The organism is Sanguibacter antarcticus, from assembly GCF_002564005.1.
Lineage (GTDB): Bacteria > Actinomycetota > Actinomycetes > Actinomycetales > Cellulomonadaceae > Sanguibacter > Sanguibacter antarcticus.
The window spans coordinates 2,092,923-2,109,274 of the sequence record NZ_PDJG01000001.1 but is presented as its reverse complement, the minus strand read 5'-3'; the positions used below and the strand labels follow the sequence as shown (position 1 = coordinate 2,109,274).

The window sequence follows — 16,352 nt, the reverse complement described above, 5'->3', positions numbered from 1 at the left end:
TAGGGTGATCGCGTGAACAACCACACCTTCGCCTCAGACAACTACGCGGGCGTCCACCCGGAGATCCTCGAAGCGCTCACCCGAGCGAACGTCGGGCACGCTCGCGCCTACGGTGCCGACCCGTGGACCGCACAGCTCCAGGAGGTGGTGCGCGGACACTTCGGGGACCAGGCCGCCGTCTACCCCGTGTTCAACGGCACCGGCGCGAACGTCGTCGCGCTCATGTCGATGCTGCCCCGGTGGGGCGCCGTCGTCACGAGCCGCCACGCCCACATCAACAACGACGAGAACGCAGCGCCAGAGCGTGTCGGTGGCATCAAGCTGCTCACCGTCGACGCCCCGGACGGCAAGCTCACCCCCGCGAGCATCGATCAAGAAGCCTGGGGCTGGGGCGACCAGCACCGGGCGCAGCCGCTCGTCGTCTCTCTCACCCAGTCGACAGAGCTCGGCACCGTCTACACCCCGGACGAGATCCTCGCTCTCACCGAGCACGCGCACTCCCTCGACATGCGCGTCCACATGGACGGCGCCCGCATCGCGAACGCGGCCGCACGCCTCGGGGTCGGGCTCCGCGCGCTGACGACCGACGTCGGCATCGACGTCCTGTCGTTCGGCGGGACCAAGAACGGGCTCATGTACGGCGAGGCCGTCGTCGTCCTCGACCCCGCAGCCGTCGAGGGGGTCGACTACGTACGCAAGATGACGATGCAGCTCGCGTCGAAGATGCGGTTCGCGTCGGCGCAGCTCGTCGCGCTCCTCGACGGTGATCTCTGGCTCCGCTCAGCGACCCACGCGAACGCCATGGCGACCCGGCTGCGCACCCGGCTCGACGAGCTCGTCGCCGCGGGCGATGCTCCGGGCCTGTCCTTCACCCAGGACACCCACGTCAACGCCGTCTTCGCGGCGCTCCCCGTCGACGCGGCGAACCGGCTCCGGCAGCAGTTCGCGTTCTACGACTGGGACGCGGCGCGCGGAGAGGTCCGGTGGATGTGCTCGTTCGACACCACCGACGAGGATGTCGACGCCTTCGTCTCAGCGATCGTCGAGGAGCTGGGACGCGTCGCCAGCACGGCAACGCCCTGACCACCGGCATGGTCTGACCCCGCAGTCGACCGGACCTCAAGAACCCCGGCACTCCTGTCGATGACTCGGCAGAGAACCTGGGGGAACGGATGACAGCAGGAACGCCAGCGGGCACCACGACGCACCGCTCGTCCGAACACGCTCCCGCAGAGGAGCCGACGGCTGGGCCTGGGATGCGCCGGCATCTCGAGCAGCTCCGTCGGCTGACGACGGTCGGCTACGTCGTCCTCGAGGGCCGGCGCCGTCCGGGCCGACGCGCCACACCGGTCGAGCTCCTCGTCATCGGGCCGGGTGGCCTCTTCCTCGTCGACGGTCGTGACCTCCACGAGCCGACCATCGACGACGGCCTGCTCTGGAGCGGCGGCGTCGACGTCACCGAGCAGATCTATGCCCTCGCGGACCTGGGCCAGACCCTCGAGGCGGACCTCGTCCTCATCGGGCTGTCGCCCAACGAGGTGCACCCTGTCGTGGTCCTCGATGCTGGTGCCCCGCTCGACGAGCTCGTCGACAGCGTTCGGATCGTCGACACGGACTCCGTCGCGCGCGTCATCCTCTCTCACGGGCAGCGGTGGCCTGCGGATCTCGTCGAGCAGGTGGTCGGTCGGTGCGAGGAGCTCTTCTCCGTCAGGGGCGAGGTCGCCGTCGAGGTGGGACGTACGGACGCCGACCGTCCGGCGCCAGATCCGGCGTTGGACGTCGCGCTCGTCGAGTCGATGCTCGCGAGCCCGGTAGACGAGTGGACGGTCCAGCTGCACCCGGCGCTCGCTGCGCTCGTCCGGCGTTCCTTCGACGGTCCGGCACGGATCTATGGCCCGGCCGGGGTCGGCAAGACGACGGTCGGTCTGCACCGCGCTGCGTACCTCGCTCGCCTCGACCCGAGGGAGCGCGTCCTTGTCACGTCGCTCGGTGAGGTGCTGCCGGCTGCACTCGCGCGCAGGTTCGCAGCGCTTGCTCCGGATGCGGCGGACCGGGTCGACTTCATGACTGTCCACGATGTCGCCGCACGGATTCTCGAAGCCCGTGGGTCGTCGGTGCGAGCCGACGCAGCACGGGCCATCACGGCCTTCAACCGTGCGTGGAACAGGGTGGGCCGGGACGCTCTCGGGGCGTCGAACCTGCCCGTGACGTACTGGCAGGAGGAGGTGGGCGCGGTGGTGCGCGGACGCGGGCTGACGGACCTCGAGGCGTACCTGGCGCTCGACCGGGTGGGGCGCTCGTACCCGATCACCGACGCTCAGCGGCGCTCGGTGTGGGACCTGCACGGTGCGTACGCGGACGAGCTCGAGGCAGCTGGCGTCACCGACTGGGCGGGCCTCGTGCTCTGTGCAGAGGAGGCGCTGCGCGACCAGCCGTTCGGGACCGTGCCGGGCGAGCGCACGGTGACCTCGCTCATCGTCGACGAGGCGCAGGACCTCTCGTGCTCGCAGGCGCGTCTGCTCCGCACCGTGGCGGGCGGCGGCCCGGGCTCGTTGCTTCTTCTCGACGACGGACAGCAGTCGATCTACCCGGGCGGGTACTCGCTCGCTGAAGCGGGGATCGTCATCGCGAACCGGAGCATCGCGCTCGAGACGAGCTTCCGCCGCGACGACGCCACGACCGGCGCTTCGGGCGGCGAGGTCGTCCGGTGGCACGGTGCGCCGTCGGATGTCATGACGGCTGTCGTGGACCGGGTGCGCGGTGTGGTCGCAGGGATCGGCACGAACTACGGTGACGTCGCGGTGCTGTCTCCGACAGCAGGTGGTGCCCGCGTTGCGGCGGCGGCGCTCGTCGCTGCTGGGCTCCCCGTCCGGCGCCTGGCAGACATCGAGCACGAGGCAGGTGCGCCTGTGGACGCGGTGTCCGTCGGAACGACGAGGAGCGCACGTGGGCTCGAGTTCGAGCAGGTCCTGCTGTGGGGTTTCCCGGCTGAGACCAGCGTGCTCGACGGCGCGGTCCCAGAGGCGACCCGCGAGGCGTCGGAACGTGCCCGACGCGAGCTGAGCGTCGGGTCCACCCGCGCACGGGACGGCTTGTGGATCGCTACGACCGTCGCCTCGTAGCACCGAGCGGCTGTCCACAGCAGGAGTGATCGGGTAGGAATCGGGCGGGCGAGCCAATATGGTTCAGCGCATGACTCTTCCTCGTGCGCTTCGGAGCGCCTGTGTCGGAGGCGTGCTCGCGTACGTCGCACTGGCTGGTTGCACGCCCGACGACAACGCACCCGCCCCGACGACGTCCGTGGCCGCGACCGAGGAACCGATCTCGGACGTGACGACCGCCCCCGCGGAGGTCCTCCCACCAGAGAAGCCGACTCTCATGACGTCCAACGACGCGATCGGCGCCCGAGCGGCGGCTGAGTACTTCCTGTCGCTGTACGGCTACGTCTTCCAGACCGGCGACCTCGCAGAGTGGGACGCGATGTGCGACCCGGAGAGCGAGTTTTGCAATGGCGTTCGGGACGCGGTCGACGATCACGTCGCGAGTGGGAACGTGCAATCTGGCGGAAGCGTCGCGATGTCCGTCGACAAGGTAATACCGCCCTCTGGCGCGCTCGAAGAATACGAAGTAACCGGGCGAATCGATCAAGAGTCTTACGAGATCGTCGACAGTGACGGTGCGCTGCTGACATCGGTTGCAGGCGACAGCGAGCTTTCGACGTCTGTTTTTCTCAAGATGGATGAATCCGGGAGCTGGCGGGTTCGTGCGGTAGTGATTGGAGCTGAGCAGTGATCCTGGTCATGGGTGGAGGACGCCTCGTAGGTCTGACACTTGCCGGTCTCTCGCTCCTTGGCTTTGTGCAAGAGCCACTAGGGCTGTCATTTCTGTCGACGGTGGATGCGCGCCTTGTAGCGGCAGATGACTCTTCCTCTAGTTCCCATAAGATCCAGGCATTTGCAGGTGATGCTCAGTTCGGTGTGCTCGCCAACGGTCAGCGGAGTGCGGAGATCTCAATCAAGACTGGCCCCCCGACGGTGCTAGTCACCGAGTCGGTCCTCTGCGAGTCGAACGGCGCCCTGGGCGCAGCGGGCTGCGTCGTGGGCGGTGTCGTTGCAGCGTCGGACCAGTGTGTGGTTCCGACGGATGCGACGATCGCAGCGACGGATGTCCAGGTCTTGCTGCCGGACGGCACCTGGTCGGCTCCAGAGATCAACAGCCTGATGTATTGCAACGACCCGTCGGCGTTCACGTTCACGGCCGCGGACTTCCAGGCGTTGGCGCTCCTGCCGTCCGCGATCGTGGTGGGGCCGCCGGGTGGGTGGCTGCCGGTGAACATGGTGAACGTCGTCTACACGGACGCCGCATCTCAGGTTGTCGACACGGTGGTGCTGGGGCAAGCGGTCCGAGTGCGAGCGACGCCCGTGGCCTTCTCGTGGGAGTGGGACGACGGGTCGAGCCCGTTAGAGACGACCGACCCAGGAGCTCCGCACCCGGACTACACGGTCTCGCACACCTACGGGACGTCAGGTGAGTACGCGGTCTCGATGGTGACGCAGTGGTCGGGGGAGTACTCGCTCGACGGTGGCGCGACCTATACCGCGATCGACGGGACCGCGACGACCACGAGCACCGCACCGCCGCTGACAGTCACCGAGCTCCGCTCACGCCTGGTCGAGGACATCGTCGGCTGAATGGGTCGCCTGACAGCGACCGCACGGCGGCTCCGGTCAGTGCAGCACAGCCGCCACGACCATGAGGACCGGCAGCGACCCGACCGTCGTGATGAGGATGGTGTCGCGCGCGAGGATCACGCCACGCCCATACCGCTGGGCATAGTTGAAGACGTTCTGAGCGGACGGTAGCGCGGCGAGCGCCACGACAGCGAAGAGCTGCTGATGATCCAGGCTGAACACGAGATGCCCCACGAGCGCAGCGACCGCCGGCATGACCGCCAGCTTGAGGCCGGAGGCCAGCAGCACGTCGCGCCGCCCTGACCCCGGCTGCAAGATCTTCTGCCCGCTGAGCGACATGCCGTAGCTGAGGAGCATCAACGGCACGGCGGCACCGCCGATGATCCGGAAGGGCTCCATCGCAGCGTCCGGCAGCTCGACGTTCGTCAGCGTGAGAACGAGCCCGAGAGCCGACCCGATGATGATCGGGTTCCGGAACGGCTGCGACAGCACCTGGCCGAGCGACGCTCGGCCTCCCGTCTTCACGTCGAGCACGGCGAGCGCGAGCGGCGCGAAGAGCAGCAGCTGGAGCAGGAGGACGGGCGCCACGTACGCCGGGTCGCCGAGCACATACACCGCGACCGGGAGCCCGATGTTGTTGGCGTTCACATACCCCGAAGCCAGCGATCCGATGATCGCCTCAGGCAGGGGACGGCGCCACACGGCGACGGAGACGACACCGAACACGACGAACGAGGCGAGCGCAGCGAGCAGGGAGACGACGAGCAGCGGCGAGAACAGCTGGTCGACGGTGGCGTCCGAGAGAACCGTGAACAGCAGGCACGGGGACAGGACGAAGAAGACGAGACGAGCGATGACTGGCTGGGCGTGCGGACCGAGCAGGTCGATGCGCCCGATGGCATACCCGACGACGATGATCGTCGCGATGATGGTGAAACCGATGAGGACGCCTGTCACGTCCACATCGTGCCCCATCGAGCGGGCGACCGCGGCGGGAACCTCTGGGGCGAGACGTCAGGCACGTATGGTTCTGGGGTGATCATCGCTACCCACAACGGCAAGTTCCATGCGGACGACGTCTTCGGCGTCGCCCTCCTCAAGCAGATCTACCCCGACGCGGAGGTCGTGCGCACGCGAGACCCAGAGGTCCTGGCCTCTGCGGACCTCGTCCTCGACGTCGGCGCGGTGTATGACCCCGCGACGCTCCGGTTCGATCACCACCAGCTGAGCTCAGGGGCTCGTGCCAACGGCGTCCTGTACTCGGCTTTCGGTCTCTTGTGGCAGCACTTCGGCAAGGAGTTCTGCGGCGGAGACGAGGCTGTCTGGCAGAAGATCGACTCGCGGCTCGTCGTCGGCATCGATGCGGTGGACAACGGTCAGGACCTGTACACGCTCACCGACTTCAAGGCCGCGCCGCTCGACGTCTCCGAGCTTCTCGGGCTGTTCAACCCGCTCGGCGACGACGAGGAGTTCGACGTCCAGTTCTTCGTGGCTGTCGAGCTGGCGACGCGGGTGCTCTTCCGTCTCAAGGCGAAGTACGAGACGTCGCTCGCTGCGGAGCGTGAGTTTGTCGAGGCGTTCAAGGCGAGCCCGGACAAGCGCTATGTCGTCCTCGACAAGTTCATCCCGCACGGCGGGATCGCCACGAAGCAGTCGTCGTTGCTCTTCACGGTCTTTCCTGGTGCGACGGGCAGCTGGACCCTCCAGACGGTCCGCCCCGAGAGCTCGCAGTTCGGTTCGCGCAAGGCGCTGCCCGAGGCCTGGCGCGGGCTCAACGGCGAGGCGCTCGCTGCCGTCACGGGGGTCGAGGACTCGGTCTTCTGCCACAAGGCCGGGTTCATCGGCGCGGCCACGACCCGCGAGGGCGCTCTCGCGCTCCTCGCGCTCGCTCTCGACGCCTGAGGATCGAGAGGACCTCGCGGGCCTCGGAGGGCGTCAGGCCCTGCGTGCGGCCGCGAGGTCGTCGATCATCTGCGCGACCGTCCGGTGCGGACCGTAGCCGGGCGTTCCGGGCTCGATGCGCCAGCTCTCTGAGAGGGCACCTGCGTCGACGACGTCGAACCCGAGCTCGTCGAGGAGCGCCGTCACGGTGGACTTGGGTCCGGACGTGTCTCCGGCGATGACGAGCGCGCGTCGGTCGGGCGCCCCGGCTGGGCGCGCCTGGTCGATGATGTCGGCCGACGGGATGTGGTTGAACGCCTTGACGACGTGCGCGCCCGGCAGGTGGTCCTGCAGGAGGCTGGCTGACGTCGCGGTGCCGTTGTCGATCGCGCTGATCTGCCCGTCACGCTGCGGGTAGTAGTTGTTGGTGTCGATGACGGTCTTGCCCACGAGGGGCTCCACGGGCACCTGCTGGTAGGCGTGGAGCGGGACGGTCACGACGACGAGGTCGCCGTCCGTCGCAGCTTCCTGCGGGGTGCCTGCCCGGGCTGCGTCACCGAGCTCGGTGATGAGGTCGGTGAGCGTCTCGGGGCCTCGCGAGTTCGACACGACCACGCGGTATCCGTGAGCGATCGCTGCGCGCGCGACCTGTGAGCCGATGTGTCCTGCGCCGATGAGGCCGATCGTGGTGATTCCTGAGGTGGTCATGCGACGTGCAACAGGCGGAGGACCGTGCGTGTTCCCGCTGCCCGGCGGCACCGCCGCATCCAGGTCAGCCGACCGGTCCTGAGCAGGCGGGGCGCCCACGACGTGTGGACGCCCCGCCGGTCGTCATCGTGCGAGGAACGCCTCGTGCTCGCGGTGTGCACGCTCGATGAGGGGTGCGAGGTCGAGCTCCTCGTCGATCATCTGTCGGAACTTCGGGTCGGCCTGCGTGAGCTGGCGTTCCTCCTCGAGGAGCTTCGCGTAGACGCGCTCGCGCTCGGCGGAGTCGGCGGTGTACTCGAGGTCGACGTAGTTCGTCGCGTGGTGGCGGGCGCCGGAGATCGCGGTCTGGACCTTTCCGCGTGGGCTCACGAGCGAGAAGATCACCGTGATGACGAGCACCCCGAGGATCACGCTCAGGGACAGGCCGGTGCTGATCTCGACGACGGGCACGTGCTCTCCGCCGTTGATGAACGGGAGGTTGTTCTCGTGGAGAGCGTGCAGCACGAGCTTGACGCCGATGAACGCGAGGATCGTCGCGAGACCGTACGAGAGGTAGATGAGGCGGTCGAGGAGCCCGTCGATGAGGAAGAAGAGCTGGCGCAGGCCCATGAGCGAGAAGGCCGTCGCGGTGAACACGATGTAGACGTTCTGCGTGAGCCCGAAGATCGCGGGGATCGAGTCGAGCGCGAAGAGGATGTCGGTGCCGCCGATCGCGACCATGACGAGCAGCATGGGCGTGAGGGCACGCTTGCCGTTGACGACGGTGAACATCTTGTCGCCGTCGTAGTGGTCGGACGTGTGGAAGACCTTCTTGGCGAGCCGGATGATGAAGTTGTCGGCGGAGTGCTCGTCTTCTCCCTCAGGCTTGAGCATGTTGCCTGCGGTGACGAGCAGGATGATCCCGAACAGGTAGAACACGGCGGAGAAGCGGTTGATGATGGCCGCGCCGGCGAAGATGAACGCGGTCCTGGCGATGAGCGCGAAGACGATCCCGAAGAGCAGCACCTTCTGCTGGTCGTCGCGGGGCACCTTGAAGCTCGCCATGATGATGAGGAAGACGAAGAGGTTGTCGACCGACAGCGCCTTCTCGGTGATGTAGCCGGCGAAGTACTCCGAGCCCATCGTGCTGCCGCCGAAGGCGAACACACCGACGCCGAACACGATCGCCAGCCCGACGTAGATGCTCGACCAGACGGCGGCCTCGCGCAGGGTGGGGGTGTGGGCCTTGCGGACGTGGAAGAAGAAGTCGAAGGCCAGCAAGCCGAGGATCCCCAGGATCGTCAAGCTCCAGACTGCCCCGGATACCTCGGTCACGTGCGCCTCCATCGTGTGGTGTTCTAACGGCCTGGTGGTCGTCCTGCCGTGTCAACGTCCGTCCGTGCCAGGTGGTTCCCAGGATCTCCTGCGAGTTCTGCTGCGGTCGCACGAGACCCTCGCGTGGCGAGACCCCCGCGCGCCGAGCGCTCTGCGTCTAGCGGTCGGTCGCGAGGTCGATGGATCGTTCGAGCACGGCGTCGAACATCTGGGGCGTGAGTCGCCCGGTGAAGGTGTTCTGCTGGCTCACGTGGAAGCACCCGAGCACATGGAGCACACGGCCGGACGGGTGCTCGAGCCGGACCTCGGCCTCGTGGGCGAACCGTGGCCGGGGACGGGGGACGAGCCATCCTTGGTCTGCGAGCGTGGCGAGGAGCGCCTGCCACCCGAACCCACCGAGGACGACGGCGACCCGCACGGTCGGGGCGAGGAGCTCGAGCTCGCGCTCGAGGAAGGGCGAGCAGCGTCGCCGCTCGTCAGGCGTGGGTCTGTTGTCGGGTGGTGCGCAGCGGACGGGCGCGGTGACGCGGACGTCGTGCAGCGTGAGCCCGTCTGACCGGTCGGTCGACGTGGGCTGGGAGGCGAGGCCGGCGCGGTGCATGGCAGCGAAGAGAAAGTCGCCGCTGCGGTCGCCGGTGAACATGCGGCCGGTGCGGTTGCCGCCGTGCGCTGCGGGCGCGAGACCGACGACGAGGATGCGTGCCCGCTCGTCGCCAAAGCTCGGGACCGGTCGGGCCCAGTAGGTCTCGTCCCGGTACGACGACCGACGTACCTCCCCGACCTCTTCGCGCCACGCGACGAGGCGTGGGCACGCAGCACACGCGACGACGAGCGAGTCCAGCGCGCCGAGCGATGCAGCGGTCCGTGCGCGCAGGGGCCAGTCTGTGGGCGGGGCGCCCTCGTCAGGCATCCATGGTCTCCGACCGACCGGCGGGAAGACTGCGGGCCAGGTAGGCGGCCTCGGTGCGTGAGGACGCGCCGAGCTTGCGGAGGATCGCGGAGACGTGGACCGAGGCCGTCTTGGCGGTGATGAAGAGACGCTCGCCGATCTGTCGGTTGCTCAGCCCCTGCCCGAGGAGGCCGAGGACCTGTCGTTCGCGTGGGGTGAGCACCTCGAGCTCGTGGGTCGCGACGCGGGAGGTCGGGCTCCGTTCGACGAGCTCTAGGCCTGCACCGCCGGCGACCTGCACGGCCCAGGCGGTGACGAGACCCGCTCCGGTGCGGGTGGCGAGCTCCACCGCCGAGCGCAGCGCTCCGAGCGCTCGCTGGGGTGCACCGGCCGCAAGGTGCGCCTCACCGAGGCGCACCCGGGCGTACGCCCTGAGGTGTGCGTGGCCCTCCGGCGCGTCGAGCCTGCGGATGGCCTCGTCCCAGGCGTCGGGATCGTTCCCGGTCCCGCCCGGTCCGCCGAGCTCGGCGTCGAGCAGCGCCGTCCACATGGCGTACGTGGGCCAGGTCGCCATCTCGGCGAGGCGTCGCCGCAACCTCTCCTCGTGCGCATCGAGGTCGCTGGGTGCCCACGGCACGCCTGCGGGGCCACCGGGCGTTGCTGGACGGCCGGGATCTGCGGTGCCGCTGGCTCGCACGCGCGCGACGACCCGGGCGGCGAGCGCCAGGAGCGGCAGGTCGTAGCCGGGCGTGGGGGACCTGTCCTCGAGGGCCGGCTCGTTGACGTGTGCCCACGCAGACGGGAGGTCGTCGCGAGCGAGAAACATCTCGCCGGCGACCTGCATCACGCCGAGGCGGGTCTGGATCTCGACCTCGGAGACTGTTGTCATCGCCCCGCGGAAGGTGCGGTACATGTCGTAGGACGCGCCGACGTCACCCCGCCACAGCGCGAGCCAGATCTTCGACCGCCGCAGGTACAGGGTGAAGGCGCGGGGCGCGTCGAGGGCGAGCACCTTGTCGACAAGGGCTTCGGCCCGGTCCCACTGCCCCAGCGCGAGGAGAGGGTCGACGGCGTTCGAGGTGAGGATCACCCCGGACGTCCGCTCGACCCCGAGCGCACGGGCGTGGTCCAGCCCGTCGGTTGCGATCCGCAAGGCGTCGTCGTGCTGACCGGTGAGGTAGACGACGTCAGAGGCGTTGACCCGGTAGCGCAGCAGCGCGCTCGGATCGGTGCCGGCGAGGACCCGGGCACGTTCGAGGTCGGCGAAGCCCTCGGGGAGCGCGCCGGACGTGATGCGGCAGACGCCCCGGAGGTTGACCGCGATGGACATGTGCCGGGTCGAGCCCACGAGCTCGGAGGCGTGCAGGGCGTGGGTGGCGATGTCGACGGCCCGGGTGAGCTGTCCTTCGATCATCAGGCGGGCAGCGAGCGACGCGAGCGTCTTCGCTCGGAGGACCCCGTCGTCGCCCGGGCCGGGATCGTCGGGGAGGAGCGCGAGAGCCTCTTCCAGCAGGGGGATCGACCCAGGGCGGCCGACGTCGGCGAGGTATCCCGCCTTGTCTCGCAGCATGGCCGCGTACGGCGCGGGCGGGTCTGTGGGGCACTCTGCGATCGCGAGGTCGATCATCGAGACGGAACGTTCGCCGTCTCCGGCGCTGCTCAGCGCCGAGGCGGTCGCGGCGAGGAGGTCGTGCCGGGCGAGCCCGGCGACCTGCTCCGGGTCGGGGAGCTGGTCCCACAGGTCGAGCGCTCGTTCGCCCATGCGGGCGGCGGTGGCGTACGCGAAGGACGCGCGGGCTGCGTTCATCGCGACGAGCGTGGCGGGGAACGCGCGCGGGACGTCGTGCGCGGACAACCAGTGGAACGCGATCTCTGACGTGTGGTCTGCGGACGTGGGTCCGGTCTCGAGCGCTTCGGCGAACCGGGTGTGGAAGCGTGAGCGCTCGCCAGGGAGGAGGTCGGTGCTGACGGCCTCGGCCACGAGAGCGTGGCGGAATGCATAGGAGTGGTCGTCGACCACGAGCACGTTCGCGGTGACTGCTTCGCGGGCGCAGTCGTCCAGTGCGCCTGGGTCACCGCTGAACACCACCGCGAGGATGTCGTGGGTGACCCGGACCCCGCCGGCGGCCATGAGACGCAGGAACGACTGGGTCGGTTCGCTGAGCCGCTCGTACCGGGCGAGGAGGAGCTCGCGCAACGTCGTCGGCAGGTAGGTCCCTTCGCGGGTCGTCTCGAGGCTGAGCAGCTCTTCGACGAAGAAGGGGACTCCGTCGCTGCGTTCGTAGACCTGCTCGACCACCCGGCTGGTCGGTGTCGACCGGAGGATCGCTGCGGCCTGCTGGCGCACCTCGTCGAGCGTCAGCCTGCGGACCTCGTGGCGCACGATCCGCCGTTCGCGCTCGAGGTCTGCGAGGAACCCGCGCAACGAGTGCCCGCGGGGCACGTCGTCGCTCCGGAAGCTCAGGAGCACCATGAGGCGACCGGTCGAGAGCGCGCGCAGGAGAAAGCGCAGGACGGTGAGCGTTGACTCGTCTGCCCACTGCAGGTCTTCGACGACGACGAGAAGAGGGGTCCGGGCGGCGACGTTCTCCAGGAGGGTCGAGATCACCTCGTGGACGTGGTTGAGGTCCGGTGACGGGCCCTCGCCGTCGGAGGCGATCTCTGGGACGAGGATCCCGAGCGCTCCACGGCCCGGGCCGGCGGCACGGCGGACCGCGTCGGCACCGAGGGCGGAGACGAGGCTTCTCACGATGCTCGTGAGCGGCGCGTACGGGGTGCCGACCCGGCCGAGGTCCACGCACTGGCCGGTGAGCGTGAGGACCTTCGAGGTGCGCGCGAGCTCGCGGATGAGCCGCGTCTTGCCGATGCCGGCCTCGCCGCTCACGACGACGGCTCGGGGCGAGCCGAGCAGCGCTTCTTCGAGGAGCGATCGCAGAACTGCGAGGTCTGTCTCGCGGCCGACGATCCTCGGGCTGGTCGTGGGTGCGGTCACCCCACCATGGTGCCACGGGGGATCGTTGCAGCTCGGGACCCGTGCAGGACTCGGAGCAGGCGTGCTGGCACGCGGGTCGCGCGGCCGGCACGTGCTGCGGACCACGACCGCGCAGGGGGTGCGGCGGCAAGGTTCGCCAGCGCCGCACGGTGCTGCTCGGCGGTACGGACGAGCTCGTACTCCCGCTCGTGGACAAGCATGAGGGAGGTGTGCTCGGACAGGTGCATGACGCGCTCGTTTCCACGGAAGACCTAGTGCTGCACCGTTCTGGTGCTGTCGTCCATGGTGGTCCCGGAGGGACGGTCAGGGCATCGGGACTTTGCCTCATCTTCGACGAGGGCCTGCGTCTTAGTCCCGACCTCGACGTCTTAGACGCCGTGGTCGCCCGAGCCGTCTCCAGGCGCCGGTGCGGCCAACCAGGCGTCGACCCCGGTGAGCAACCGTGCTCTCGTCGTGCTCGATGCGCGGCTCGCGCGGATCGACGACCGCGCGAGGTCCGCGAGCGCAGCGTCGTCGAAACCGTGCACCGTGCGAGCGGTCTCGTACTGTGCGACGAGCCGCGAGCCGAAGAGCAGGGGGTCGTCGGCGCCGAGAGCGACGACGGCGCCGGCGTCGACGAGGGCGCGCAGCGGGACGAGCGCGTCCTGGGCGTAGACGCCGAGCGACACGTTGGACGCGGGATTGACCTCGAGGGCGACCCCTGCCGCCATGATCCGCTCGAGCAGCGCGGGGTCCTCGACGGCCCGGACCCCGTGACCGAGACGGTCGGGAGCGAGGTGCCCGAGGACCTCGCCGAGGTGTGCCGGTCCGAGCAGCTCGCCACCGTGCGGTACTGACGCGAGCCCGGCTCTGCGCGCGATGGCGAACGCCGCCGCGAACGCGCTCGTGTCGCCTCGCCGCTCGTCGTTGCTCAGACCGAACCCGATGACCGTGCCCGGCCCCTCGCCAACGTGCTGAGCCGCGAGCCTCGCGAGGGTGCGAGCCTCGAGCGGGTGCCGCATCCGGGACGACGCGACGATCACCCCGACCTCGGTGCCGAACGCCTCGGTCGCGAGGCGGGCCGCGTCGAGGACGATCTCGAGCGCCGGGGTGATCCCACCGACGAGCGGCGCGTACGAGGTGGGGTCGATCTGGATCTCCAGCCGACCTGAGCCTTCGCCAGCGTCGTCTTCTGCAGCCTCGAAGACGATGCGGCGCATGTCTGCCTCGGAGCGGACGCACGCCCGGGCGGCGTCGTAGAGGCGCTGGAACCGGAACCAGCCTCGCGCGCCGGCGGGGACGCGGAGCGGGTCGGAGTCGAGGAGCGCCGGGGGCAGCCGCACGCCCGCGTTCTGCGCGAGGTCCTCGAGGGTCGACTGACGCATCGATCCGGTGAAGTGCAGGTGCAGGTGCGCCTTGGGCAGAGTTCGCAGGTCACGGAGCATCGCGTCGCGCATCTGCAGAGTCTGCCAGCATCCGGGACCTCCGGCCCACGAACCGCACAGGCATCCGAGACAGGATGAAGGGGTCAAGTGGACCTGTTGGACAGACGAGGGGATCGACATGCGAGTTCTGGTCAGTGCCGCCTCGAAGCACGGGTCGACGAAGGAGATCGCGGGGGTGATCACCAAGACTCTCGACCGTGCAGGTTTCGACTGCGACCAGATCGAGCCGGCCGACGTCGAGGACGCGGGCCACTACGACGCTGTCGTCGTCGGGTCCGCGATCTATATGGGGCAGTGGATCGGGGAGGCCCGCGACCTGCTCGAGCGCATCGGGCCGCAGGTGCAGGGCAAGCCTGTCTGGCTGTTCTCCTCGGGGCTCTCGGAGTCTCCGCGCACCCGCGGCAGCGCTCCTCCTGTCGGCAGCTCGCGCCTCGAGCGGCTCCAGCCGCGCGGGCACCAGCACTTCTCAGGAAAGCTCGACGTCCTCCAGCTCAGCCTGGCCGAGCGCGCCGCGATCCTGGCGGCACGCGGCACGTACGGAGACGCGCGGGACATGGACGCGGTCGCCGAGTGGGCCGTGAACATCGCCCGGACGCTCACAGCGGCCGTGCCGACCGTCTGAGAGAGACCGCACGACCTGGCCACCGGCCTCGACGGCGGACGGCACCTCACCCGTCGTCGTGCCTGCGCCAGCGGAAGGTCCGCACACCGACGACGAGCCCCACGACCAACCAGGCTCCGAGGATCACGGCCGTGGCGCCGTGCTGCCACGAACCAGACTCCTCCCACGCCTGCGCCTCGGCCGGGAGGAACACCGAGCGCATGCCCTGCGCCATCCATTTGAGCGGGAACACCTCGGCTACCCGCTGCATCCACCCGGGAAGGTCGGCGAACACGAAGAAGACACCAGAGATGAACTGCAGCACGAGCACGACCGGGGTGACGACCGCGCTCGCGGACTTCCCGGAGCGAGGCACCGCCGAGAAGGCGACGCCGCAGATCGTTCCCGTCGCTGTGCCGAGGAGGAACACCCAAGCGAACGTCGTCCAGGCGGACGCGCTCGTCGGCAGGTCGATGTCGAAGACCAGCGCACCCACCGCGAGGAGCAGCGCGACCTGGACGACCGAGACGACGAGGACCTGACCGATCTTCCCGAGGAAGAAGCTCGTCGCCGGCATCGGGGTCGCGCGCAGGCGCTTGAGCGATCCCTCGTCGCGCTGGACGGCGATGGAGATCGCCAGCGACTGGAAGCTCGTGAGCATGATGCCGGTGGCCACCATCCCGGGTAGGAAGTACTGGGCGAACGAGATCCCGCCAGGACCGTCGCCTGCCCCGTCCTGCCCGCCCGCGCCGAAGACTGCAGCGAAGATCGCGAGCATGATCACGGGGTACGCGAAGATGAAGACCACGGCGTCGCGCTCGCGGAAGAACGTGGTGAGCTCGATGCGGGCACGGCCCGCTCCGAGCCGCAGCGCGCTGGGGAGCCGGGGTGTGGTGCTCATCGTGTGGTCTCCAGGCGTGCGGTGGGCTCGGCGACGGGCGGCTGGTCGTCGGGGCCTGTCGGGTGCTCCTCGCGTCCGACGAGCCCGAGGTAGACGTCCTCGAGGCTCGGGCGGACCACGCGGAGGTTCGGCACCTCACCGTCGGGGCCCGCTGCCTCGCGCGCGAGCCGTGCGACGAGGGCGGTCGGGGCGGACGTACGTTCGCTCCGCGGCTCTCCGTCCTGTGTCCAGTGCACGACGGGTCGTCGAGCGTCTGGGCCGCCGAGCTCGTCGGGTGCGCCGAGCGCGACGACGCGTCCGGCGCTCACGACCGCGGCCCGGTCCGCGAGGTAGGCCGCCTCGTCGAGGTAGTGGGTCGTGAGGAGGATCGACGTCCCGTCGTCGCGGAGCTCCTTGACGAGCTCCCAGAAGCTGCGTCGAGCGTGCGGGTCGAAACCGGTCGTCGGTTCGTCGAGGAACAGCAGCGCCGGGCGCCCGATGATGCCCAGCGCGACATCGAGCCGACGGCGCTGCCCACCTGACAGCGTTCCCGCGCGCTTCCCTGCCTTCTCACGGAGACCGACGGAGTCGATCACCTCGTCAGCGTCTCGCGGGTGCGGGTAGAACGTCGCGAAGTGGTGGACGAGCTCGGAGACGGTCAGCTCGCTCTGCTCCGTGGAGTCCTGCATGACGACCCCGATCCTGCTGCGCCATGCCCGCCCGGCCTGGGCAGGGTCGTGCCCGAGCACACGCACAGATCCGCTGTCTGCTGTGCGGAAGCCCTCGAGGATCTCGACCGTCGTCGTCTTGCCGGCACCGTTCGGGCCGAGGATGGCGAAGATCTCGCCAGTCTCAACCGCGAGGTCCAGGCCGTCCACCGCAGCGTGGGTGCCGTATCGCTTGTGCAGCCCGGCGACTGCGACCGCGAGGTCGTCTGTACGTGCGAGTCCCGATGTCATGGACCAAGGATGG

Annotated in this window: 15 protein-coding genes; 6 read left to right on the top strand and 9 right to left on the bottom strand. The window is 69.3% G+C overall.

The annotated features are described in order from the left end of the window. The first annotated feature begins 12 nt into the window (after positions 1-12). The 4 genes from ATL42_RS09640 to ATL42_RS09625 all read left to right on the top strand — a co-directional run bounded on the left by ATL42_RS09640 (position 13) and on the right by ATL42_RS09625 (position 4,691). Positions 13-1,083: a threonine aldolase family protein gene (locus ATL42_RS09640; RefSeq protein ID WP_098455152.1), complete on the top strand. Its 1,071-nt coding sequence runs from the start codon at positions 13-15 to the stop codon at positions 1,081-1,083. A gap of 173 nt (positions 1,084-1,256) precedes the next feature. Further along, positions 1,257-3,122, top strand: coding sequence for a UvrD-helicase domain-containing protein (locus tag ATL42_RS09635; RefSeq protein WP_169925379.1), 1,866 nt, complete (start codon positions 1,257-1,259; stop codon positions 3,120-3,122). 70 nt (positions 3,123-3,192) lie between these two features. Continuing rightward, a complete protein-coding gene (locus ATL42_RS09630; protein ID WP_143556732.1) occupies positions 3,193-3,792 on the top strand; it encodes a DUF6318 family protein in 600 nt (199 codons plus the stop codon). A gap of 338 nt (positions 3,793-4,130) precedes the next feature. Further along, positions 4,131-4,691: a PKD domain-containing protein gene (locus ATL42_RS09625; protein WP_143556731.1), complete on the top strand. Its 561-nt coding sequence runs from the start codon at positions 4,131-4,133 to the stop codon at positions 4,689-4,691. Between the two features lie 36 nt (positions 4,692-4,727). Here the strand turns inward: ATL42_RS09625 and ATL42_RS09620 are convergent, their stop codons facing one another. After that, positions 4,728-5,648, bottom strand: coding sequence for an AEC family transporter (locus ATL42_RS09620; RefSeq protein ID WP_098456482.1), 921 nt, complete (start codon positions 5,646-5,648; stop codon positions 4,728-4,730). Positions 5,649-5,726: 78 nt separating this feature from the next. Here ATL42_RS09620 and ATL42_RS09615 point away from each other — a divergent pair, with 78 nt between their 5' ends. Further along, the gene (locus ATL42_RS09615) at positions 5,727-6,593 is read left to right on the top strand and encodes an MYG1 family protein (protein WP_098455148.1); all 867 of its coding nucleotides are present in this window, start codon (positions 5,727-5,729) and stop codon (positions 6,591-6,593) included. A 33-nt stretch (positions 6,594-6,626) separates the two neighbouring features. Here ATL42_RS09615 and ATL42_RS09610 read toward each other — a convergent pair whose 3' ends face one another. The 6 genes from ATL42_RS09610 to ATL42_RS09590 all read right to left on the bottom strand — a co-directional run bounded on the left by ATL42_RS09610 (position 6,627) and on the right by ATL42_RS09590 (position 13,911). Beyond that, complete coding sequence (locus ATL42_RS09610) at positions 6,627-7,280, bottom strand: NADPH-dependent F420 reductase (protein WP_245862386.1); 654 nt, start codon at positions 7,278-7,280, stop codon at positions 6,627-6,629. A gap of 123 nt (positions 7,281-7,403) precedes the next feature. Continuing rightward, on the bottom strand, positions 7,404-8,594 hold the full coding sequence (locus ATL42_RS09605) for a TerC family protein (RefSeq protein WP_245862383.1): 1,191 nt from the start codon (positions 8,592-8,594) through the stop codon (positions 7,404-7,406). A gap of 157 nt (positions 8,595-8,751) precedes the next feature. Continuing rightward, the gene (locus ATL42_RS09600; RefSeq protein ID WP_098455146.1) at positions 8,752-9,504 is read right to left on the bottom strand and encodes a uracil-DNA glycosylase; all 753 of its coding nucleotides are present in this window, start codon (positions 9,502-9,504) and stop codon (positions 8,752-8,754) included. Next, positions 9,497-12,475, bottom strand: a complete 2,979-nt coding sequence (locus ATL42_RS16855; RefSeq protein ID WP_169925378.1) for a helix-turn-helix transcriptional regulator — start codon at positions 12,473-12,475, stop codon at positions 9,497-9,499. The genes ATL42_RS09600 and ATL42_RS16855 overlap by 8 nt, the downstream gene beginning before the upstream one ends. Continuing rightward, positions 12,472-12,702 (bottom strand): hypothetical protein, encoded by a 231-nt coding sequence (locus ATL42_RS16415; RefSeq protein ID WP_169925377.1) that lies wholly within the window; start codon positions 12,700-12,702, stop codon positions 12,472-12,474. Before ATL42_RS16415 ends, ATL42_RS16855 begins: the two co-directional genes overlap by 4 nt. A 141-nt stretch (positions 12,703-12,843) precedes the next feature. Further along, positions 12,844-13,911 carry an adenosine deaminase gene (locus ATL42_RS09590; RefSeq protein WP_169925376.1) on the bottom strand — a complete coding sequence of 356 codons (1,068 nt, stop codon included), beginning with the start codon at positions 13,909-13,911 and terminating at the stop codon, positions 12,844-12,846. Between the two features lie 106 nt (positions 13,912-14,017). Between ATL42_RS09590 and ATL42_RS09585 the strand changes: the two genes are divergently transcribed. Further along, positions 14,018-14,521 (top strand): flavodoxin domain-containing protein, encoded by a 504-nt coding sequence (locus ATL42_RS09585; RefSeq protein WP_098455144.1) that lies wholly within the window; start codon positions 14,018-14,020, stop codon positions 14,519-14,521. A 46-nt stretch (positions 14,522-14,567) separates the two neighbouring features. Here ATL42_RS09585 and ATL42_RS09580 read toward each other — a convergent pair whose 3' ends face one another. Next, positions 14,568-15,401, bottom strand: coding sequence for an ABC transporter permease (locus tag ATL42_RS09580; protein WP_098455143.1), 834 nt, complete (start codon positions 15,399-15,401; stop codon positions 14,568-14,570). Continuing rightward, entirely contained in the window at positions 15,398-16,339 is a 942-nt protein-coding gene (locus ATL42_RS09575) for an ABC transporter ATP-binding protein (protein WP_098455142.1), read from the bottom strand. The genes ATL42_RS09580 and ATL42_RS09575 overlap by 4 nt, the downstream gene beginning before the upstream one ends. Between the last annotated feature and the right edge of the window lie 13 nt (positions 16,340-16,352).

Bases quoted from the DNA above. Each gene is read 5' to 3' on its own strand.
- ATL42_RS09635 (WP_169925379.1), top strand. From the start codon at position 1,257: ATGCGCCGGCATCTCGAGCAGCTCCGTCGGCTGACGACGGTCGGCTAC.
- ATL42_RS09630 (WP_143556732.1), top strand. From the start codon at position 3,193: ATGACTCTTCCTCGTGCGCTTCGGAGCGCCTGTGTCGGAGGCGTGCTC.
- ATL42_RS09610 (WP_245862386.1), bottom strand. From the start codon at position 7,280: ATGACCACCTCAGGAATCACCACGATCGGCCTCATCGGCGCAGGACAC.
- ATL42_RS09600 (WP_098455146.1), bottom strand. From the start codon at position 9,504: ATGCCTGACGAGGGCGCCCCGCCCACAGACTGGCCCCTGCGCGCACGG.
- ATL42_RS16415 (WP_169925377.1), bottom strand. From the start codon at position 12,702: ATGCACCTGTCCGAGCACACCTCCCTCATGCTTGTCCACGAGCGGGAG.
- ATL42_RS09590 (WP_169925376.1), bottom strand. From the start codon at position 13,911: ATGCGCGACGCGATGCTCCGTGACCTGCGAACTCTGCCCAAGGCGCAC.
- ATL42_RS09585 (WP_098455144.1), top strand. From the start codon at position 14,018: ATGCGAGTTCTGGTCAGTGCCGCCTCGAAGCACGGGTCGACGAAGGAG.
- ATL42_RS09580 (WP_098455143.1), bottom strand. From the start codon at position 15,401: ATGAGCACCACACCCCGGCTCCCCAGCGCGCTGCGGCTCGGAGCGGGC.
- ATL42_RS09575 (WP_098455142.1), bottom strand. From the start codon at position 16,339: ATGACATCGGGACTCGCACGTACAGACGACCTCGCGGTCGCAGTCGCC.